Source organism: Arcobacter rhizosphaerae (assembly GCF_049472155.1).
In the GTDB taxonomy this organism is placed as follows: Bacteria; Campylobacterota; Campylobacteria; order Campylobacterales; family Arcobacteraceae; genus Arcobacter_B.
In genome coordinates this window covers 124,439-145,367 of record NZ_JBMOVW010000004.1, presented here as the reverse complement: position 1 = coordinate 145,367, position 20,929 = coordinate 124,439, and the positions used below count along the sequence as shown (strand labels likewise).

General features: G+C 28.2%; 16 protein-coding genes and 1 CRISPR repeat array (1 of these 17 only partly in view). Of the genes, 8 read left to right on the top strand and 8 right to left on the bottom strand.

Annotation, left to right across the window (positions count from 1 at the left end):
- Positions 1 to 104: a CRISPR direct-repeat array (repeat unit 30 nt; unit sequence CTTGAACCAAAACATATAATGTATTGAAAT); it reaches 4,178 nt to the left of the window's first position.
- A 77-nt stretch (positions 105 to 181) separates the two neighbouring features.
- The gene (locus ACH5BH_RS08225; RefSeq protein WP_423298031.1) at positions 182 to 2,527 is read right to left on the bottom strand and encodes an HD domain-containing phosphohydrolase; all 2,346 of its coding nucleotides are present in this window, start codon (positions 2,525 to 2,527) and stop codon (positions 182 to 184) included.
- A gap of 279 nt (positions 2,528 to 2,806) precedes the next feature.
- Between ACH5BH_RS08225 and ACH5BH_RS08220 the strand changes: the two genes are divergently transcribed.
- Complete coding sequence (locus tag ACH5BH_RS08220; RefSeq protein WP_423298030.1) at positions 2,807 to 3,556, top strand: ferredoxin-thioredoxin reductase catalytic domain-containing protein; 750 nt, start codon at positions 2,807 to 2,809, stop codon at positions 3,554 to 3,556.
- 36 nt (positions 3,557 to 3,592) lie between these two features.
- Here ACH5BH_RS08220 and lpdA read toward each other — a convergent pair whose 3' ends face one another.
- Genes lpdA through aceE form a run of 3 tightly spaced genes read right to left on the bottom strand, consistent with a single transcriptional unit; the run spans position 3,593 to position 9,800 of the window.
- A complete protein-coding gene (lpdA, locus tag ACH5BH_RS08215; RefSeq protein WP_423298029.1) occupies positions 3,593 to 5,365 on the bottom strand; it encodes a dihydrolipoyl dehydrogenase in 1,773 nt (590 codons plus the stop codon).
- 9 nt (positions 5,366 to 5,374) lie between these two features.
- A complete protein-coding gene (gene aceF, locus ACH5BH_RS08210; protein WP_423298028.1) occupies positions 5,375 to 7,105 on the bottom strand; it encodes a dihydrolipoyllysine-residue acetyltransferase in 1,731 nt (576 codons plus the stop codon).
- 10 nt (positions 7,106 to 7,115) lie between these two features.
- Positions 7,116 to 9,800 carry a pyruvate dehydrogenase (acetyl-transferring), homodimeric type gene (aceE, locus tag ACH5BH_RS08205; protein WP_423298027.1) on the bottom strand — a complete coding sequence of 895 codons (2,685 nt, stop codon included), beginning with the start codon at positions 9,798 to 9,800 and terminating at the stop codon, positions 7,116 to 7,118.
- Positions 9,801 to 10,034: 234 nt separating this feature from the next.
- On the opposite strand from aceE, the gene ACH5BH_RS08200 reads away from it, so the two are divergent.
- Together ACH5BH_RS08200 and lipA are read left to right on the top strand one after the other, a co-directional pair.
- The gene (locus ACH5BH_RS08200; protein ID WP_423298026.1) at positions 10,035 to 10,778 is read left to right on the top strand and encodes a lipoate--protein ligase family protein; all 744 of its coding nucleotides are present in this window, start codon (positions 10,035 to 10,037) and stop codon (positions 10,776 to 10,778) included.
- Positions 10,762 to 11,679: a lipoyl synthase gene (lipA, locus tag ACH5BH_RS08195; RefSeq protein WP_423298025.1), complete on the top strand. Its 918-nt coding sequence runs from the start codon at positions 10,762 to 10,764 to the stop codon at positions 11,677 to 11,679. The genes ACH5BH_RS08200 and lipA overlap by 17 nt, the downstream gene beginning before the upstream one ends.
- A gap of 28 nt (positions 11,680 to 11,707) precedes the next feature.
- Here the strand turns inward: lipA and ACH5BH_RS08190 are convergent, their stop codons facing one another.
- From ACH5BH_RS08190 to panB, 3 genes are read right to left on the bottom strand one after another with little or no spacing between them, the layout of a single operon-like run.
- On the bottom strand, positions 11,708 to 12,754 hold the full coding sequence (locus ACH5BH_RS08190; RefSeq protein WP_423298024.1) for an AI-2E family transporter: 1,047 nt from the start codon (positions 12,752 to 12,754) through the stop codon (positions 11,708 to 11,710).
- A complete protein-coding gene (gene ruvB, locus ACH5BH_RS08185; RefSeq protein ID WP_404305533.1) occupies positions 12,751 to 13,782 on the bottom strand; it encodes a Holliday junction branch migration DNA helicase RuvB in 1,032 nt (343 codons plus the stop codon). The genes ACH5BH_RS08190 and ruvB overlap by 4 nt, the downstream gene beginning before the upstream one ends.
- Before the next feature lie 2 nt (positions 13,783 to 13,784).
- On the bottom strand, positions 13,785 to 14,594 hold the full coding sequence (gene panB / locus ACH5BH_RS08180; protein ID WP_404305531.1) for a 3-methyl-2-oxobutanoate hydroxymethyltransferase: 810 nt from the start codon (positions 14,592 to 14,594) through the stop codon (positions 13,785 to 13,787).
- A 143-nt stretch (positions 14,595 to 14,737) separates the two neighbouring features.
- On the opposite strand from panB, the gene ACH5BH_RS08175 reads away from it, so the two are divergent.
- The 5 genes from ACH5BH_RS08175 (at position 14,738) to ACH5BH_RS08155 (ending at position 20,401) form a co-directional block, all read left to right on the top strand.
- Complete coding sequence (locus ACH5BH_RS08175; protein WP_423298023.1) at positions 14,738 to 18,259, top strand: transporter substrate-binding domain-containing protein; 3,522 nt, start codon at positions 14,738 to 14,740, stop codon at positions 18,257 to 18,259.
- 78 nt (positions 18,260 to 18,337) lie between these two features.
- Positions 18,338 to 19,093: a tryptophan synthase subunit alpha gene (gene trpA / locus ACH5BH_RS08170; protein WP_404305527.1), complete on the top strand. Its 756-nt coding sequence runs from the start codon at positions 18,338 to 18,340 to the stop codon at positions 19,091 to 19,093.
- Between the two features lies 1 nt (position 19,094).
- Positions 19,095 to 19,832 (top strand): arginyltransferase, encoded by a 738-nt coding sequence (locus ACH5BH_RS08165; protein WP_404305524.1) that lies wholly within the window; start codon positions 19,095 to 19,097, stop codon positions 19,830 to 19,832.
- Positions 19,822 to 20,052 (top strand): hypothetical protein, encoded by a 231-nt coding sequence (locus ACH5BH_RS08160; RefSeq protein ID WP_404305523.1) that lies wholly within the window; start codon positions 19,822 to 19,824, stop codon positions 20,050 to 20,052. Before ACH5BH_RS08165 ends, ACH5BH_RS08160 begins: the two co-directional genes overlap by 11 nt.
- Positions 20,045 to 20,401, top strand: coding sequence for a hypothetical protein (locus ACH5BH_RS08155; RefSeq protein WP_404305521.1), 357 nt, complete (start codon positions 20,045 to 20,047; stop codon positions 20,399 to 20,401). Before ACH5BH_RS08160 ends, ACH5BH_RS08155 begins: the two co-directional genes overlap by 8 nt.
- Here the strand turns inward: ACH5BH_RS08155 and ACH5BH_RS08150 are convergent, their stop codons facing one another.
- The gene (locus tag ACH5BH_RS08150) at positions 20,402 to 20,824 is read right to left on the bottom strand and encodes a hypothetical protein (RefSeq protein WP_404305519.1); all 423 of its coding nucleotides are present in this window, start codon (positions 20,822 to 20,824) and stop codon (positions 20,402 to 20,404) included.
- Positions 20,825 to 20,929: the final 105 nt, after the last annotated feature.

Below are 20,929 nucleotides of genomic sequence, written 5' to 3'. Positions count from 1 at the left end.
CAGGTATACTTGAACCAAAACATATAATGTATTGAAATTCAATAATATAATCTTCTTTTTTTCTTGCTGAAATTCTTGAACCAAAACATATAATGTATTGAAATTCAAAACGACCTGCAAAATCACAGATAAAAAATTTTTTAAACCAAAACATCAGATATTTTTAATTCTCTCTATTGTTTTACATATACAAAGAAATATCAACTTCATCTATTTGTTCAACTTTTAAAAATTTCTGTGCATACTCTTTGTATACCCCTGATGTTAAAAAAAGTTTAAAAATATCTTCATCTATATGTTTGTCTTTTACCATAAAGCTTAGGATTTTGATTGATTCTGATAGTGTTTTAGCTTTTTTATATGGTCTATCACAAGCTGTAAGTGCTTCAAATATATCTGCAACTGCCATAATTCGAGCGGGTATTGACATTTGTTCTTTAGTAAGTTTTCTTGGATAACCTGTACCTATTAGTGTTTCATGGTGTGCTCCTGCATATTCAGGTACTCTTTTTAAGTTTTTAGGGAAGGGTAATTGCTCTAGCATTATAATTGACATAATCATGTGTTCATTGATTTTAAATCTCTCTTCTTTTGTAAGAGTTCCTTTTTTTATACATAGATTGTAAATTTCTCCATGGTTATATAAATCTTTTGGAACATCCATTTTAAATTTATATTTTTCGTATGTTTTTTTATCAAAATGGGGTCGTTTGATTATATGCTCTTTTTTATCACTTAAAAGATTCACTTCTTTTGGTTTAAATTCTTCTTTTTTATCTAGTCTTTGTTTTTCTTCTTCTGATAGTCCAATAGTATCATCAAAATATTTTGTCCATTTTCTTGTGGCTATTTCTTGTATTTCTTCTATATCTTTTTGAGCCATAAATTCTGTACCAATATTTGCTTGAGCTATCTTTTCAAACTCTTCTTGAAGTTTTTTATATTCATTTTGAAGTCTTTTTTCTTCTTCATCTTTTGATGATCCATTTAAAATATTTTTATACATTTCAATAGTTTTATCTCTATATATAACTTCAAATCTTGTTCTTACTTCATGTATTCTATTGTATATTGTTTCAAGTTTTGTAGATTTATCTATTACATATTCAGGAGTTGTTACTTTTCCACAATCATGCAACCATGCAGCGATACTTAATTCTCTTTTTTCATCTTTTGTTTCTAGTTTAAAGTCTTTAAATATTGATTCATTACTATTTGAAGCTGCTTGTGCTAAGAGTTTAGTTAAGACAGGTACTCTCTTACAATGCCCTCCTGTATAATCAGATTTTGCATCAATTGCACTAGCAATAAGTTTGATAAAAGAATCCATAAGTTCTACTTGTTTATCTTGATAGTTTTTTATAGATTTAGACATATTAACTAAAGATAAAGATAGCTCATGAAACTCTTTTATATTAGTATTGATTACTCCTACATTTTTAAAATCTCTTTTTGAAATCTTTGCATTTTCTTTTACTAAATTATGTACAGGTACGGATAAAATTCTTGTAGAATAATAAATTAATGGTATAGTAAAAGTTAAAATTGCTAAAGTTATAAAAAATGATGAGTATATTTTTTCTAAATAAGGTTGCATTATATTGTCTGTAGGAGTTAAAATTGCTAAATAATCTTTTGATTTATATATTGAATTTACTTGTGTTAGATAAACAAAATAGTCTTTATTTTCTATTTTCATCATAAAATCATGTTTTATAAGCTTTTTTTTGCTTTTTTCTATTATCTGCTTATAGGGCAAAAAGCTTACATCATTTTCTTCCATTTTATAGTTTACACAAGATGAAACTTCACCATTTTGTTTATATAAAAAAATTTTATCAAAACTAGATTCTGTTTGTTTTTCTAAATATTTATTCATACTATCAAGTGATACATCAATACCAAATACTAAATTAGAATTTTTAATAACTTTAGCATAGGTAATACCTTTTGCCTCAAGATTTGTATACATATAAGGTTTAGTTTTTATGATACCACTGCTATTTATAGCCTCTTTAAACCAAGGCCTAACCGCTGGATTATAAATTGCATTTGTTTTTCTTATTTCAACTTGTTTTAGTTTGCTATTTAAAAACTCTTCATATTGAACTCTTACTTTATTTTCTTCATATATTTTTACAACTAGCCATTTTACATCATCTTTAACTTTATATTTTTTTCTAAGACTATCATGAATATCAAGATTTATAACTTCATAAAAATTTCCATTTTTATTTCCAACATATAAAGCATATATATGAGAATTATTATTTAAAGTAGTTGTAAGTAGTGGTAAAAGAGGATGTCTTATATTTTTTTTTGGAGTTATTTTTACTTCGTTATAAATTTCAAAAATAGATATAATATCATTATTTCTTTTATCTAAAGATTCAACTTTTTGATCAATTTTTTCAGACATTTCTTTAAATCTATCTTTTGTAGCATTAAATGCAAGATCTTTAGAAAAGTAGTATTGAAGACTAAGAGTCGTTATAACCACTGATGTTATTAAAAATATTAATAACAATGAAATGGTTGGCCTTATTTTTATAAAATAATTATTTTTTTTATTCATGATTGTTTCTCTTTATATTATATTAAATTATTTTATCATATTTTTTACTCTATTTATAATAAATATATTCTTTTTTAGAATTTAAAAACTTATTTATATTATTAGTTTCTGTTTTATACAAATTTATTGTAAAAATATTTTATTTATTGAAATTCTAATATATGATGTGTATTAAGAGGTTAAGTGATTTTATATTAAGATGTCATTTTAAATACAAACTAGGATTTATAAATGATAAAAAAAATTGATATAGAAAGCCAAGAGTATCAAGTAGAACTTGAACTTACAAAGCAATTTACAGATAAAGTAGTAGAAAGGTTTGATTTTAGATATAACCCAAATGATGAAGTTAATGAATCAATTCAAATGGGACTTACTAGAAATAAAATGATCTATGGTAAAAGGTACTGTCCCTGTTTTATGGTTATTGGTGAAACAAAAGAAGAACAAAAAGCAGCCAATAACCGATTATGTCCATGTAAACCTGCTTTAGAAGAAGAAATACCTTCAAAAGGTAATTGTCACTGTGGGATTTTCTGTACCCCTGAATTTGCACAAGAAGCTGCAAAACAAGAAGAACTTCATGATGCTATTGCTACTCACTCAAGAGGTCTTACAAAAGAAGAGTGTGAAAAACTTTTAGAAAAGCAAGAAGTAAATGCAGTTGAATTAGAATCCTTACTTGAAGCAAGAGAGTTAGGCTTTGTAAAGTTTAATCTTATAGATACAAGAGAATGGATGGAGTGGGTAAGTCAAAGAATCAAAGGAACAGATTATTTAGTACCTACTACAGCATTTTATCAAGCCTTAGAGCAAGTAGATGATCAAAAAGATACTCCTGTTATTGTTTACTGTTTAAGTGGAAGTAGATCTGCTTATTGTCAAAGAATTATGCTTGATTTAGGATTTAAATCAGTAGCAAATTTAGATTATGGAATCTCAACTTATCAAGGTGAGTGTTTAAGTGGTGAAGAGCAGTAATACTCTAAAATAAATTATAAACTTAAGCTAAGAAGATTATTTCTTCTTAGCTTTTGCATTTGGTAAATCTGTAATAGTACCTTCAAAAATTTCAGCTGCCATTCCCACTGATTCATGTAAAGTAGGGTGAGCATGAATTGTAAGTGCGATATCTTCTGCATCACAATCCATTTCAAGTGCTAGTGAAATTTCACCAAGTAGTTCACCTGCATTATCTCCAACAATTGCTCCACCAATCAATTGATTTGTATCTTTATCAAAAATAAGTTTCGTAAGTCCAGAGCTAGCAACATCAGCTGCTAAGGCTCTTCCTGAAGCTGACCAAGGAAAAGATGAAACTTCATAGTTTATTCCAGCTTCCTTTGCTTCAATCTCACTCATTCCAGCTGTTGCGATTTCTGGGAAAGTATAAGCAATACCAGGAATTTGTTTTGGTTCAAAAAAGACTTTATGTCCAGCAATAACTTCAGCAGCAACATGTCCTTCATGTACTGCTTTATGAGCAAGCATAGGGCCACCAATAATATCACCAATAGCATATATATGAGGCACCTTAGTTTTTAGTTGATTATCAACTTTGATAAATCCTTTTTCATCCACTTCAACCCCAGTATTTTCAAGACCGATTTTTAGTCCATTTGGAGTTCTTCCCATAGCAACTAAAACTGCATCATATATTTGAGGTTCAGGTGCATTTTCACCTTTAAATTCCACGTATATACCTTCTTTTTTAGGAATAATTGATTGAGTTTGAGTTTTAAACATAAAGTTAAAGTTTTTTTCATTTGCTTTTGTATAAACTTTGACAATATCTTTATCTGTACCTGTCATAACCTGAGGTCCTCTTATAACTACATCAATTTGTGAACCTAGCCTTTGATAAACTGTTGCCATTTCAAGTCCAATAATTCCACCACCCATTACTAGAAGTCTTTTAGGAACTTCTTTCACTTCTAAGGCATTTGTAGAATCCCAAATTCTTGGATCTTCATGGGGAATAAATGACATTTTAGAGCTTTGTGAACCTGCTGCAATAATACAAGAATCAAAAGAAACTTTTGTTTGTTTACCTTCAACATCCGTATGTTCAACAAAGATATTTTTGTCATCAATAAACTTAGCATTTCCTTGAACAACTTTTACTTTTCTCATCTTAGCCATAGAAGTTAGTCCATCAGTAAGTTTTTTTACTATATTACTTTTATATGCTGCAACACTTGGTAAATCAATCTCTGGTTTCCCAAACTTAATACCTGCATGTTCAATATGCTTTGCTTCATCTATAACTTTTGCTACATGTAATAAAGCTTTTGAAGGAATACAACCAACATTTAGACAAACTCCACCTAACGTAGGGTGCCTTTCTATTAAGACTGTATCTAATCCTAAATCAGCACATCTAAATGCAGCTGAATATCCACCAGGACCTGCTCCAAGTACTACGACATCTGCTTTTATTTCACTTGCATCAGAAGATATAGCTACTTCACTTTTTTCTTTTTCTACAGTTTTACTCTCTTCTTGTGTTTCTTTTGGAGTAGTTTTTTCTTCAGTAGAAGAAGATTCTTCTTCTACTTCAACTTTAGCTATTAAATCACCAGAGTTTACTTTATCTCCAACTTTTACTAAAATTTCTTTTACGATTCCACTATGTGTAGTAGGAACATCCATAGAGGCTTTTTCAGTTTCTAAGGTAATAAGTCCATCTTCTTCTTCAACTGTGTCTCCTACTTCAACCATAATGTCGATTAAATCAACATCAGTATCTCCGCCTAAATCTGGAATTAAAATATCTACAATTTTACTCATTTTATATCCTTATAGACTTAACAATCTAATATCTTTTAGAAGATTAGAAAGTGTTGTAGTAAATCTTGCACCATCTGCACCATCAATTACTTTGTGATCATAAGACAGAGATAATGGTAACATTAATCTAGGTTTAAACTCTTCTCCATCCCAAACAGGTTTTATTTCAGATTTTGATAATCCTAAAATTGCTACTTCAGGAGCATTGATAATAGGAGTGAATTTAGTTCCACCAATTCCACCTAAAGAAGAGATTGTAAAACAAGCCCCTTGCATATCAGCAGCTTTAAGTTTTCCATCTCTAGCTTTAGCTGAAAGTTCTTTTAGTTCAATTGCTAAATCTTTAAAGCCTTTTTTATTGGCATCTTTTATAACTGGAACTACTAAACCATTTGGTGTGTCTACTGCAACACCAATATTAAAGTATTTTTTCATAATTAAGCTTTGCCCATCAAGACTCAATGATGAGTTAAATTTAGGATGGATTTCTAGTGCTTTAGTTACAGCTTTAATTACAAATACAAGTGGAGATAACTTAAATCCATCTGCAATTGCATTTTGAGTTTTTCTAAACTCTTCCATCTCTGTAATATCAGCTTCATCAAACTGAGTTACATGAGGCATTGAAACCCAGTTTCTATGTAGTGTAGGTCCTGAAATTTTTTGAATTCTATTTAACTCTACTGTCTCGATTTCCCCAAATTGTGAGAAGTCTATGTCTTTTTGCTCTGGGAAGTTAAAGCCAAGTCCAGACCCTGTAGAAGTTGCTGCTAGGGCTGGTTTTGATAATTGCTCTTTTACATAAGCTTTTATATCATCTTTTAGAATTCTTCCTTTTCTACCACTTCCCTTAACATAACTTAAATCAACTCCAAACTCTCTGGCTACTTTTCTAACAGATGGAGAAGCATAAACTATTTTTGATTTTTCAGTTCGTACTGCTTTAGGTTCTGGTGCTGATTTTGCTGCTACTTCTTGAACAGTAACTGGTTTTTTAGGCTCTTCAACTTTTACTTCTTCTTTTTTAGTAGAAGTTGGAACCTTAGATTCCATTACAACTGTTTTTGTCATTTTACAAATTAGATCCCCAGTGTTAACTTTCATTCCTGGTTCTACAAAAATTTCTAATATTTCACCACCATGAGGAGCTGGTACTTCCATAGAAGCTTTTTCAGTTTCCAGTGTAACAAGTCCATACTCCGTTGCAACTGTTTCACCAACTTCAACCATAACTTCAATTAAATCAACATCTTTATCATCGCCTAAATCAGGAATATAAACATTTTCAATTACAGTACAAATTGTTTGCTCATTTACAAACTGACAAGAGATTTCAGCTCCTGCTGCACTAACTGCTTTTAGTTCATTTTCTGCTTCTTCTATACCAAGTTTAGAATCAGTTTTATTTTCAGAAGATTCTTCTTGAATGTTTTCTTGTTTCTGTTCTTTTTCATCAGAAATTTCAGATTTTTCTTCATCATTAGTAGAAGAAGACTCTTCTTCTACTTCAACTTTTGCTATCAAATCGCCAGAGTTTACTTTGTCTCCAACTTTAACTAAAATCTCTTTTACAAGACCTCCATGAGTAGTAGGCACATCCATAGAGGCTTTTTCAGTTTCAAGTGTGATTAGTCCATCTTCTTCTTCAACCCTATCTCCAACTTCAACCATAATGTCGATTAAATCAACATCAGTGTCACCACCTAAATCTGGAATAAATATATCAATTAATTTTCCCATAATTTACTCCTTACGCTTTTAATGGGTTGATTTTATTTGCATCAATATTGAATTTTTTCATAGCTTCTGATACCACTGATTTTTCAATTTTTCCTGCATTTGCAAGTTGAGCTAATGTAGTAAATACAATAAAGTCAGAATCAACTTCAAAGAATTTTCTTAAGTTCCCTCTAGAATCAGATCTACCAAAACCATCTGTTCCAAGTGCTTTAAAGTGACCTTTTACAAATGGAGCAATTTGCTCTGAGTATGATTTCATATAATCAGTAGAAGAGATAATAATATTTTCATCATCACTTCCTAGTACTTCATCAACATAAGCTATTTTATTTTCACCTTCAATATCAAGTAGATTATTTCTTTCAACATTTTGAGCTTCTCTTGTTAGTTCATTATATGAAGTAACTGAGTAAATTTCTGATGAAATTCCATACTCATTTGCTAGTACATCAGCAGCACTTAATACTTGTTGGAAAATTGACCCTGAACCTAATAGTTTAACTTTGAAGTTTTCTTTTGCTTCAACTGTTTTTAACTTGTAAATACCTTTGATAATACCATCTTCAACACCTTCTATTATTGCTGGTTGTTTGTAGTTTTCATTTAGTGTTGTAATATAGTAGTAAATATCTTCTTGTTTTTCCCCATACATTCTTTGCATACCATCTTGAACAATAACAGCAAGCTCATAACCAAAAGTAGGGTCATAAGAAATACAATTTGGAATAGTATTAGCAATAATATGAGAATGTCCATCTTCATGCTGTAAACCTTCACCATTAAGAGTAGTTCTACCTGATGTTCCACCAATTAAGAAACCTCTTGCCATTTGATCCCCTGCTGCCCAACAAATGTCACCTGTTCTTTGGAAACCAAACATTGAATAGAAAATATAAAATGGAATCATTGGACAATCATTAACTGAGTATGAAGTTGCAGCTGCAATCCAAGAACCCATAGCTCCTAGCTCATTGATACCTTCTTGAAGTACTTGCCCTTTTTTATCTTCTTTATAATATGCTACTTGGTCTCTATCTTGAGGTATATATTTTTGACCTTCATTTGAGTAAATACCAATTTGTCTAAACATACCTTCCATACCAAATGTTCTAGCTTCATCAGGTACAATAGGAACAATTCTTTTACCAATTTTTTTATCTTTAACTAATACATTTAAAATTCTAACAAATGCCATAGTTGTAGAAATTTCTCTATCTCCACTACCTTTTAGTACTGCATCATAAGCGCTTAGTTCAGGCAGTTCAAGCTTTTGTGAAAATTTACTTTTTCTTTGTGGAAGATAACCATGTAACTCTTCTCTTCTTTCTTTCATATATTTCATTTCAGCAGAATCTTCTGGGAACTTATAGTAAGGGAAGTGTTCTAACTCTTCATCTGTTACAGGAATTCTAAATCTATCTCTAAACTGTCTTAAAGAATCAATATCAACTTTTTTAACTTGGTGAGCGATATTTTTACCCTCAGCTGCTTCACCTAATCCATAACCTTTTACAGTTTTAGCTAAGATTACAGTTGGTCTATCTTTAGTTATTTGAGCTGCTTTATACGCTGCATAAACTTTTAGTGGATCATGACCACCTCTATTTAAAGCAAAAATCTCATCATCTGACATATTCTCAACTAATTTTGCAGTTTCAGGATATTTGTTAAAGAAGTTTTCTCTTGTGTAAGCTCCACCTTTTTGTTTGAAGTTTTGGTATTCACCATCAACTGTCTCTTCCATAAGTTGAAGAAGTTTTCCTGATGTGTCTTTTCTTAATAACTCATCCCATTGTTTTCCCCAAATAACTTTTACAACTCTCCAGCCATTACCTCTAAAGTTACCTTCAAGCTCTTGAATAATCTTGCCATTTCCTCTAACAGGTCCATCTAGTCTTTGTAAGTTACAATTAATAACAAATACTAAGTTATCCAAACCTTCACGTCCTGCAAGTCCTATTGCACCTAATGATTCTGGTTCATCGCATTCCCCATCACCCATGTAACAATATACTTTTTGTTCACTACAATCTTTTATACCTCTATCAGTTAAATACTTTAAAAATCTAGCTTGATAAATTGCTTGTATTGGTCCAAGACCCATAGATACTGTTGGAAACTGCCAGTATTCAGGCATAAGTTTTGGGTGTGGATAAGATGAAAGTCCTTCACTTAAGGCTTCTTGTCTAAAATTATCCATTTGTTTTTCACTTAACCTTCCTTCAACAAAACTTCTTGCATAAATACCTGGAGCAATATGTCCTTGATAAAAGATTAAATCTCCACCATCTTTTTCATTTGGAGCTCTGAAAAAGTGATTAAACCCTACATCATAAAGTGTTGCAGAAGATTGAAATGAAGCTATATGACCTCCTAACTCCAATTTTTTTCTTGAAGCTCTTTGTACCATCATCGCAGCATTCCATCTAATAGCAGATCTGATTTTTCTTTCTATATCTCTATCACCTGGCATTTTTGGCTCATTTGCCACATCTATACTGTTTATATATGCAGTAGTAGCTTTAAATGGTAAATATGTACCATTTCTTCTAGCCTTGTCAATAAGTTGCTCTAATAAAAAGTGTGCTCTTCTTGGACCTTCTTCTTCTAATACTGCTTCCAATGCTTCAATCCACTCTTGAGTTTCAAGGGGATCGATATCTTTTAAAACCGTGTTTAAGTTTTCAACTGACATTTCTTTTTTCCTTATAGATTTTTTATAAAAAATTTAAGTTAAAACAAGTATTTCTTATCAACATATTGTAATAATATGCAGGAATAATGTAATAACAGTACTTTATATGATGTTGTGATAATATGGTACATATTTTTAGTTAATGTAGACTTAAAATAAGATTTATTTTTGAACTTAAGTTAAGATAGTGAGAATATAAAATATAATAGAAAAATATTAAAAGAAGGTTTTATATTGATTGATAAAAAGTCAAGATTTAGAATAATAGTAAATACTCAAAATTCAGCAAAAGTAAATATGTGTAGAGATGAAGCTTTAATGAAAAATTTCAATGAAAGCTCTTTTCCTATTTTAAGAATTTACCATTGGAATAAATCAATAACTATTGGTATTTCTCAAAACCTTAAAGAGTATTCATATCTAAATAATTTTAGTAAAGATATAGCAAAAAGAGTTACAGGTGGAGGCGTGCTCTTTCATGGACATGATTTATCATACTCATTGGTTTTACCAAGTAGCTATTTTAAAGATTATAAAATAAAAGAATCATATGAAAAGATTTGTTACTTTTTAATTAATTTTTATAAAAAACTTGGACTTAATGCTAATTATGCTAAAGATATAGAAGACATTAATTTGAGTAAAAATGAGTTTTGTCAAGTTGGATTTGAAGCATATGATATTTTAATAAATAAAGATAAAATAGGTGGAAATGCACAAAGAAGAACAAAACGACTTGTGTTTCAGCATGGCTCAATCCCTTTATATTCTATAAAAGATAAAAAAGTTCTTGATAATAAAATAGGACTTACTTTAGAAGATTTAGGAATAGTTTTGAAATATGATGAAGCTACAAAGCTTTTAATTGAGGCATTTAAAGAGACTTTTAATGTAGATTTAATAAATTCACACTTAGATGATAATGAAAAAGAAGAAGAAAAAAAATTGTTAAAGGAAAAATATGACTTCATTTACTAGTAGTGCTCCAAAACAAAAAGAAGTAAAGTTTAGAAAACCTGAGTGGCTTAGAAAAAAGATTAATCCAAGTGCTCAAAAAGAGATGGAATCCCTTTTAAAAGAAGTAGGTGGTTTACATACTATCTGTCAAGAGGCAAAGTGTCCAAATATTAGTGAGTGTTTTTCTAAAAAAAATGCAACTTTTTTAATCTTAGGAAATATTTGTACAAGAAGATGTACTTATTGTAATGTAAAAACAGGACTTCCCTCAGAGGTTAACCTAGAAGAGATAGAGCAGGTTACAAAATCAGTAATTCAATTGGGTTTAAGATTTGTAGTAATTACAAGTCCAGCAAGAGATGACTTGCCAGATGGTGGAGCTAATCAATTTTATAGAGTAACTCGTGATATTTTAGAAAAATCACCTGGAACACAAGTAGAAGTCTTAATTCCAGATTTTAAAGCAAATGAAGAGTCTCTTCAAAAGGTAATAGACTCAGGAGCTGTTATAATAGGGCATAATATTGAAACTGTACCTAGTATGTACAAGATTAGAAGAAATGCTTCTTATGAAAGATCACTTCATGTTTTAAAAAGATTAAAAGAATTAGGTCAAGATAAGATAAAAACAAAAACAGCACTTATGGTAGGACTAGGAGAGACAGAAGAAGAAATGATTCAAGTATTTAAAGACTTAATAGATGTAGGTTGTGAGTTTTTAAGTATAGGTCAATATTTAGCTCCAAGTGGTGATTATGCAAAGGTAAAAGAGTTTGTAAAACCAGAGCAGTTTGAAAGATATAAACAACTAGCTTTAGATATGGGATTTAAATTTGTTCACTCAAGTCCTTATGCTAGAAGCTCTTATTTAGCCCATGAGTATTTAGGTCATGAAAGTGCAAATAAAGAAATAGGAGTTTAAGGTTCAGATGATAAAAAGATTTAATACCTTATGGTACACTCTCTTTGTATTCATCTGAATATTTTTTTATTAAGTGCATTATAGATATAAAAAATGTTACAGTAGCAGGCCCTATAATCATCCCCCAAAAACCAAAAGTTGACAGTCCAGCTACAATTGAGAAGAAAATTAAAATCTCATTTATTTTTGTAGGACTTCTAACTATTTTCTGATTTATATATTTTATGATGATAGGTTTAGCAAAAGTATCAGCAAATATTGATATCATCAAAATAGAATAAGCAGCAATTACAATTGCATTTGTAATACTTCCAGTTACAGCTTCATAAACAGCTATAGGTACCCACATAATAGCTCCACCAATTACAGGTATTAAAGAAGCAAAACCATATAGTACACCAAATAATAAACCATCATATCTATAAAATGTTAAGAAAAATCCAAATAAAAAACCTTCAAATACAGCTGTAATTAAAATAGAATATAAAACTACAGTCATTACATTTGAAGATTCTGAAAAAAGAATAACTGAATCATCTTTTTTTATAGGTAATAAACCTTTTACATAAGTAGCTAAATTTGTTGCATAAAGTGTAAAAAAGAAGAAAAATATAAGTATCATAACCATATCCATCATAAATGAAGCAGAGTTTCTACCTAGGTATGCTCCTGTTGATATGATGTTTTGTACAAGTTGTGCTACATCAATTTTTTCTAATATTTGGTTTAATAGTTCCTTTAAGAATTGAAAATCATCAGAAATACCTTCAACCCAAAGTTTTAGCTTTTCAAAAGTGTTGATCAAAAGTTTTTGATCAATTCCTTTAAAAGCATTTGCAAAAGAAAAAATACAATACATTACAGGAACAAAAAATATTCCTGCTAAACTTAAAGTCATAAAGCTTGTAGCAGCTATTCTACTTTTTAATCTATTCTCCAAATAAAAAGTCAAAGAGTTTGTTGCTACTGCTAAAAGTAGTGAAACAAACATAGCTTTTAAAAATGGAGAAAATAGTTCTACCATAAAAAAGATTGTAACAATAGCAATAGCGATTAAAAAGTAGACTGGTCTCAAAATAGCTTTCCTTGATCCTCATGAAGTTTTTCACTTCCTGGATAAGATAATCTAAACATTTCATAAGTTTTTACAGAAGCCACTCTTCCCCTTGCTGTTCTTTCAATATATCCATTTGCTAATAAATAAGGTTCAATTGCATCTTCAATAGTACCTTCATCTTCACTAAGTGCAGCAGCAATTGTAGATAATCCCATAGGTTTACCTTTATTTGATACAAGAAGTTCAAGAAGATTTATATCCATTTCGTCAAATCCTGTTTCATTTACACCAAGTTCATCTAAGGCATATTGAGCTCTTTTTATATGAATAGAGTTTTCATTTTCAACTTCTGAGAAATCTCTAACTCTTCTAAGTAATCTTAGTGCTACCCTTGGTGTGCCTCTACTTCTTCTTGATATTTCAAGAGCTGCATCATTTTCACATATTTTCTCAAGTTTAACAGAAGCTTTTTGTATAATTTTAGCAAGTTCATCATGGGTATAAAACTGCATTCTAAAGTGCATACCAAATCTCTCTCTTAAAGGATTTGATAGCATTCCTGCTCTAGTTGTTGCACCTATTAAAGTAAATCTAGGAAGATCAATTTTTACAGTTTGAGCAGCTGGGCCTGAACCAATAATAATATCAAGTCTATAATCTTCCATTGCAGGATATAAAATCTCTTCAACTGCTGGACTTAGTCTATGAATTTCATCAATAAATAAAATATCACCTTCTTCAAGGTTTGTAAGAATTGCAGCTAAATCACCTGATTTTTCTATCATTGGACCTGCTGTAATTTTAATATTTGAATTCATTTCATTTGAAATAAGGTAAGAAATAGTAGTTTTACCAAGTCCCGGAGGGCCATAAAAAAGTATATGGTCTAAGGCTTCACCTCTTTTTTTTGAAGCCTCAATAAAAACTTTTAAGTTTTTTTTGATTTTTTCTTGACCAATGTAATCATCCCAAGAAGAGGGTCTTAAGCTAACTTCTGCGTTATCTTCTTCAAAAGAGACTTGTTCAACTTCTACAACTCTTTCCATACTTAGTACTCTTCCTCTTTTGCAGGAAATGATGAATCTTGCACATCATTTCTATATTGATTTACAGCTTCTTTTACAGCACTTGCTCCATTCATATAATGTCTTACAAATTTTGGTTTAAACTCTTCAAAGAATCCAAGCATGTCAGACCAAACTAAAACTTGTCCATCTGTAACATTTCCCGCTCCTATACCGATAGTTGGAATGCTAATGGCTTCACTTATTTTCTTAGCTGCATCACTCATAACCCCTTCTATTACAATAGCAAATGCACCTGCTTTTTCAACTGCAATTGCATCTTTGATAAGTTGTTCTGTATCTTCTTGTGATTTACCTCTTACTTTATATCCACCTTCACTTCTTACATATTGAGGCATTAGTCCTATATGTCCCATCACAGCGATTGAATTAGATGTTAAATGCTTAATTATATGAGCTCTATCTTCTCCACCTTCTATTTTAACTGCTGCTGCTTTTGTTTGTTGATAAACTTTTACAGCATTTGTTAAGGCTTCATCTTTATTATTATATGTACCAAAAGGCATATCTAAAATTACAAAAGCCTTTTTGGCTCCTGCACATACAGCATTTGTATGATAAATCATCTGTTCAAGTGTTGCTGATAAGGTATCTGGTTTTCCTGCAAAACTCATATTTAAACTATCACCTACTAAAATCATATCAGCTATTTCTTCAAATAATTTAGCAAAAAGTGCATCATAAGCTGTAATCATTGTAAGTTTTTTATTATTCTTAGATTTTTTAATTTTTGTAATGTTCATTTTTTCAAAGTCATTTTTGATTATACTCATTTTAAATTTCCCTAATAATGTATTTAAATTTTAAATAATTGTATCTAATTTATCCCAACATTCTTGTAAAGAAGGTGTCTTTTTAGCTAAAATAAATACAGATAACATTAATTTAAATGTGACTAATAAAGGTTATTATACAAATGCTAAAAAAAATTATTTTATTTTTTACAATTTTTATCTTGAATTTAGTTGCAGATGTTAGTATTTCTGGTCTTTCTGAAAAACAAACTCAATGGCTTAAAGAACATCCCATTATTACTGCTCAAAATGAAGAAGATTATGTACCTATAAATTTTAACAAAAATAATATTTCACAAGGTTATTCTATTGACTTTATGAATTTAATAGCTAAAAAATTAGGAATAAAGATTATTTATAAAACAGGCTATACTTGGAATGAATACCTAGAGATGATTAAAAATAAAGAAATTGATATCATTTTAAATATAGTAAGAACACAAAAACGTAGTGAAAATATGTTTTTTACAAAACCTTATTTATTGTCATATCCTTTTATTTATTCAAATAAAAAAAATCCTATAAATTCATTAGATGAATTAAAAGGCAAAACTTTAGCAGTTCCAAAAGGATATTATTTTGAAGAATTATTTAGAAAAGAATATCCAGATATAAATTTATTAACAGTTGAACATAACTTAGATGCTTTAAATAGTGTTTCAAGTGGCAAAGCTGATGCAACTATAGGTATGTCATTTACTTTTGAACATTTAATTAGAGAATATTTTATTACTAATGTTTCCATGACTAGTGAAATTAAACTAAAAGATACTTCAAAAAATTTTGAGAGAATTGGAGTTCGAAATGATTGGGAAATTTTTAAAGAAATATTAGATATCGCTATATCTCAAATAACTTATGATGAAAATAAAAAATTAAAAGAGAAATGGAATTTAAACTCCTTAATTCAAGAAAAAGATATATCTTATATCTTTACAAAAGATGAACTAGCTTGGCTTAAAAATAAAAAAGTTATTAAAGTTTATAATGAGAAAGATTGGGGCCCATATAATTACAATGAAAATGCTAAACCAAAAGGCTATTCTATTGATTATATAAAAGCTATTGCTAAAAAATTAGATTTAGAAATAGAGTTTATTAGTGATATTTCATGGAGTGAAGCTTTTAAAAGATTAAAAGAAAATAAAATAGATTTAATTTTAAATATTGCTAAAACCAAAAAAAGAGAAGAGTTATTTACCTTTAGTGAGAACAATTTTTTAAAAATAAGTAATGGTTTTGTTTTAAGAAAAGACTCACCAAATATAAACTCTTTTAATGAAATTAAATCTATGAAATTAGCTATAGTAAAAGACTATTTTATTGATGAATTTCTTGAAAAAAAATATCCACAAATAGAAGTGATGTATCTAAAAAATTCTACAGAGGTAGTTCGTGCAGTTTCTGATGGATTTGCAGATATAGGACATGGTACTTTAGGTGCATTAAAGCATGTAATGTTAGAAAATTATATTACAAACTTAAAATATGTTAAGGAAAATGAGTCTAATAATGATTTATATATGGCTACAAATAAGAAAAATAAACAACTTATTTTTTTAATTAATAAACTTCAAAACTCTTCTTTTTCAGAAGATTTAGATGAAATTAAAAAAAAGTGGTTTGTATCAACTCAAGAACATAATAGTTCTTTTAAATTAACTCTAAAAGAAAAACAATGGCTAGATAAAAATGAAATAGTATTAGGTGTAGATAAAGATTATGCTCCTATGAATTTTTTAGATGAAAATAGAGTTTTAAAAGGACTTTCTATAGATTTTATAAAAGCATTAGAAAAAGAAATAGGAAAAGAGATAAAATTTTATATTGATACTTGGCCTAATATTCTTAATAAAGCAATGAATCATGAATTAGATGGAGTAATTAATATAAATGAGAATGAACTAAGAAAAGAAAAGTTTTTGTTTAGTAAAACTTATATAAATATTCCTATGGGAGTTATTACAAAAAGTGATTTTAAAAAATATGAAAAACTTGATTCTTTTAAAAATAAGATACTAATTGTAAAAAGAAAAACAGCAGAAGTAGATTATCTATCAAAAAAATATCCTGGAATAAAGTTGATGATAGTTAATAATTATAAAGATGCATTAATTTTATTAGGTGATGATAAAGCTGATGGAATTTTTGCACCGTTACCTGTAATTTTACATCATATAAAAAAACATTTAATTTCAGATCTAAAAGTAAATATAGTTCATTTTAGTGATACTATAGGTTATCAAAAAATTGCAGTTAAAAATACTCAACCTTTACTTTTATCTATTTTTAATAAGGGTATTAATCAAATTGATTTGATTAAAAGAGATGAGATTATAGATAAATGGTTAAAAGTTGAGTATAAACAAAATGAAAGTTACACTTTTCTTTGGAAATATTTAGCTGTTGCTATTTTAATTATTTTAAGTTTAGCAATATTAATTATTTTTATGAGATTAAAGATAAAAAAAGAAGTAGAACGAAGACTAACTATTGAAAAGCAAAAAGAAGAATTTAATTCTATTTTAAATGGTTCTACTACTATTTTAGTTCTTCATTCTGCTTCTGAGATGTTTAGAGTTAATAAAGCATTTTTAAACTTTTTTGAAGTTTATGAAGACTTAGAAGCTTTCAAAAAAGATTATGTTTCAATTTTTAATCTATTTAAAAAAGTTGATAATCCAAATTATATATCTTCATTAAATACAGATTTACAAGGATGGGTTCAAGAGCTTTATCAAAAAAGTAAAAAGAATTTAAAAGTTATTTTGACAAAAGATGGAAAAGATGAACATTTTTTAATTCATGTTAGTTTAGTTAAATTAAATGGTAATGATTACTATTTAATAGAAATGATTAATATTACTCAAGAAATAAATCAAAGTAAAGAAATTGAAGATAAAAATAGAATTATTACAGAACAATCAAAAATGGTAGCACTAGGTGAAATGATAGGTAATATTGCTCATCAGTGGAGACAACCTTTAACTATTATTTCTTCTATTTCAAGTTCTTATAAATTAAAAAAAGACTTAAAAATAGAAATAAAGGAAGAAGATTTTATTCGTGATATGTCAAAAATTACTGATACTTCTAAGTATTTATCTCAAACAATAGATGATTTTAGAAACTTTATAAAAGGGGATAAAGTTAAAGAAGAGTTTAATTTAAGTAGTACTATAAATAAATCTTTAAATATAGTGGGTACTGCTATGGCTAATAATTATATTAATATACAAACAAAAATGAAGGGTAATCTAAAAATTGAAAGCTATGAAAATGAATTGATACAGTGTTTATCAAATATTTTAAATAATTCAAAAGATGCTTTAAAAGAACTTGATGAAGAAAACAGAGTTATTAGAGTATTTTTAGATGAAGAAGATAATGTTGTATCTATTATTATTCATGACAATGCAGGTGGTGTACCTAAACATTTATTAAAAAAAGTATTTGAACCATATTTTACAACAAAACATGAATCTCAAGGTACAGGGCTTGGGCTTTATATGTGTTATAAGATAATAAATGAAAGTTTAAATGGAGATATAAAAATAGTAAATGAAGAAATAAAATCAAATAATAAGGTTTATATGGGAGCAAAAATAATTATTCAACTTCCCAAGAGACTCTCTAAAAATTAATAATATTAAGTTAAATATGAAAAAAAGATGATTTTCGATAAAATATATCTTTATAAATATTTAATAGGATTATTTTAAATGAGTGAAAACACACAGAAGAAATTAGTTGGTTATATAACTTCATCAGTTCCTGATAATAGTTTTAGTGTTGATTTAGCTTTTAGTATGAAAGAAGCAGGAGTTGATATTTTGGAGTTAGGTATTCCTTTCTCTGATCCAGTTGCCGATGGACCTGTAATAGAAAAGGCAAATCAAATAGCTTTAGCAAATAATTTTAAAATAGATGATTTATTTGAAGTATCTTCAAAAATAGCTAAAGACATTGATACTTTATGGATGGGTTATATGAATCCTTTCTTTAGTTATGGTGTTGAAAACTTTTTAAAAAAAGCAGATGAATTTGGAGTAAATGGTACTATTATTCCAGATGTGCCTTTTGAAATGGCTCAAACATTAAGTTCTTTATATTCTAAATATAATAAGTCAAATATTTCATTTGTTGCTCCAACTCATAGTGATGAAAGAATTAAAAAAGTTGTTGAAAATTCACAAAAGTTTATTTATATGGTTGCTTATGCAGGTATTACAGGTAGTGGGCAAAGTGAAGATTTAACAAAAGTTATTCAAAGTGTAAGAAAATATACAAATACACCTTTATATATAGGTTTTGGAGTTGATGAAAAAACTTGTCAAGAAAAAGCAAAAGGTGTAGATGGTGTTATTGTAGGTAGTGCATTTGTTAAACATCTAATTGATGATACTCTTTCAAATAATGAAAAAATAAAAAGAATCTCTTCAATTGCTAAAGAGATTAAAGAAAAAATAAACCAATAAAATGCATATTTTAAACAAAGATATCGAGTTTGTAGAAGAACAAAGAGAATGTTCTTACTTTGATAATGAAATATCTGATATAAGATATAGATATATGTTTGATTGTTCAAGTTCTCAATATCAAGAAATGCTTGAGCGAGGATGGAGAAGATTTGGAAAAATGCATTTTGTTCCTGAGTGTAAAACTTGTACAAAATGTATATCTATGAGAATTGATGTAAAAAATTATAAATTTTCTAAATCAGAAAAAAGAGTAATTGCTAAAAATAAAGATACAAAACTTTATATAAGACCTCCTTCTATGACTTTAGAACATTTGAATTTATATAATAAATATCATGCTTTTATGAATCAAAAAAAAGATTGGCCTTTTAATGAAATAGAACCAGGTGAATACTCAAAGTCCTATGTTGAAGGAAAATCTGAATATGCAAAAGAGTTTTTATATATGAAAGATGATAAGTTAATAGGTGTTGCATTAGTTGATATTTTACCAAAATCTATATCATCTATTTATTGTTATTATGATCATGACTATTCAGATTTATCAATAGGAAAATTTTCTATTTTGGCACAAATTAAGATAGCAAAAGAGATGAATATTCCTTATATTTATTTAGGATATTGGATAAAAGATCATTTTTCAATGGGTTATAAAGAAGCTTATCAGCCTTTTGAAATTCTAAAAAATAGACCAACTTTAAAAGAAGAAACTATATGGGAAAAATATGAATTATAATATTGTTGTAATCATTTCAGTAGTTATTTGTGCTATAATTTCTTTATTGTTAAGTTATTATGGAGTATTACTACTTTTAGATGAAAATAGCTCACTATTTAAAATTGCACAACTAATCGTAGCTATAGTATCTATGACAACTTTTTATGCTCCTATAAAACATTTATTACTTAAATATATGGACATAGATATAATTGAAAGTGAGAGTAAAGATGATTAGATTTTTAATTCCAATTTTATTTTTTGTTACAATTACTATGGCTCAAACTCAAGAAAATGAAAATTTCATAGAAGAGGATGGTGGGTCATCAGTTGATTGTCTTATTTTAAAAGATGAAAACTCTATTATTTGTAAGTTTGAAACAGTAAGAAGTGTAAAAGATCAAACTATTATAGCTCAATGGATTGATCCAAATGGAGAAGTTTCAAGAAGTAGGGAGATGATAGTTCCAGCAGGACATGGATCTATTTATGACTATAGATATATAAAAGGTAGAATTCTTGGAGTATGGACTTTTAAAATTATATTAGAAAACCAAGAATATACAACACAATTTGAATTGAAGTAATTAACTTCTTTTCAAATTATTGTTTAAACTAATTACTAAATTCATAGATTTTTTATTAAAACTATTAGTTATGCTTTCATTATTTTCATCAAAAACTAAAGCTCTTTGTGTATTATTTAACTCTTTTAAATATTCTTGAATTTCTAAAATAAGCTTTTTATCATCTAGTAGTAACACTGTTTTGTTACAAACTTCTTTTAGTCTTTTTTCATCTTGAGATGTAGAGTTTTTTATGTCAAATGATAGTATTTCATTTGATATTTTACTAAATAAGTTTAATTTTGTTTCTCTCATCCATTTATTGTGATCATTTTTTTTATTTATCTTTGAAGTAATTATACTATCAACTACCTTTGTAGATACAGCACTAAATAGTGCAGTTTTTGCAACTTGTCCTAAAATATTAATACCTATATTTAACATTTTTAATCCTTTGTATTTAAAATTTTAAAATTTAAATACTTAATTCTTGTTTAAAACGATAATTATTATCATTAATGTTTTATTAAGATACTGTTTTGTATCATA

Bases quoted from the DNA above. Each gene is read 5' to 3' on its own strand.
- ACH5BH_RS08220 (WP_423298030.1), top strand. From the start codon at position 2,807: ATGATAAAAAAAATTGATATAGAAAGCCAAGAGTATCAAGTAGAACTT.
- lpdA (WP_423298029.1), bottom strand. From the start codon at position 5,365: ATGAGTAAAATTGTAGATATTTTAATTCCAGATTTAGGCGGAGATACT.
- aceE (WP_423298027.1), bottom strand. From the start codon at position 9,800: ATGTCAGTTGAAAACTTAAACACGGTTTTAAAAGATATCGATCCCCTT.
- ACH5BH_RS08160 (WP_404305523.1), top strand. From the start codon at position 19,822: ATGAATTATAATATTGTTGTAATCATTTCAGTAGTTATTTGTGCTATA.
- panB (WP_404305531.1), bottom strand. From the start codon at position 14,594: ATGAGTATAATCAAAAATGACTTTGAAAAAATGAACATTACAAAAATT.
- ruvB (WP_404305533.1), bottom strand. From the start codon at position 13,782: ATGGAAAGAGTTGTAGAAGTTGAACAAGTCTCTTTTGAAGAAGATAAC.
- ACH5BH_RS08165 (WP_404305524.1), top strand. From the start codon at position 19,095: ATGCATATTTTAAACAAAGATATCGAGTTTGTAGAAGAACAAAGAGAA.
- ACH5BH_RS08175 (WP_423298023.1), top strand. From the start codon at position 14,738: ATGCTAAAAAAAATTATTTTATTTTTTACAATTTTTATCTTGAATTTA.
- ACH5BH_RS08155 (WP_404305521.1), top strand. From the start codon at position 20,045: ATGATTAGATTTTTAATTCCAATTTTATTTTTTGTTACAATTACTATG.
- lipA (WP_423298025.1), top strand. From the start codon at position 10,762: ATGACTTCATTTACTAGTAGTGCTCCAAAACAAAAAGAAGTAAAGTTT.
- trpA (WP_404305527.1), top strand. From the start codon at position 18,338: ATGAGTGAAAACACACAGAAGAAATTAGTTGGTTATATAACTTCATCA.
- aceF (WP_423298028.1), bottom strand. From the start codon at position 7,105: ATGGGAAAATTAATTGATATATTTATTCCAGATTTAGGTGGTGACACT.
- ACH5BH_RS08150 (WP_404305519.1), bottom strand. From the start codon at position 20,824: ATGTTAAATATAGGTATTAATATTTTAGGACAAGTTGCAAAAACTGCA.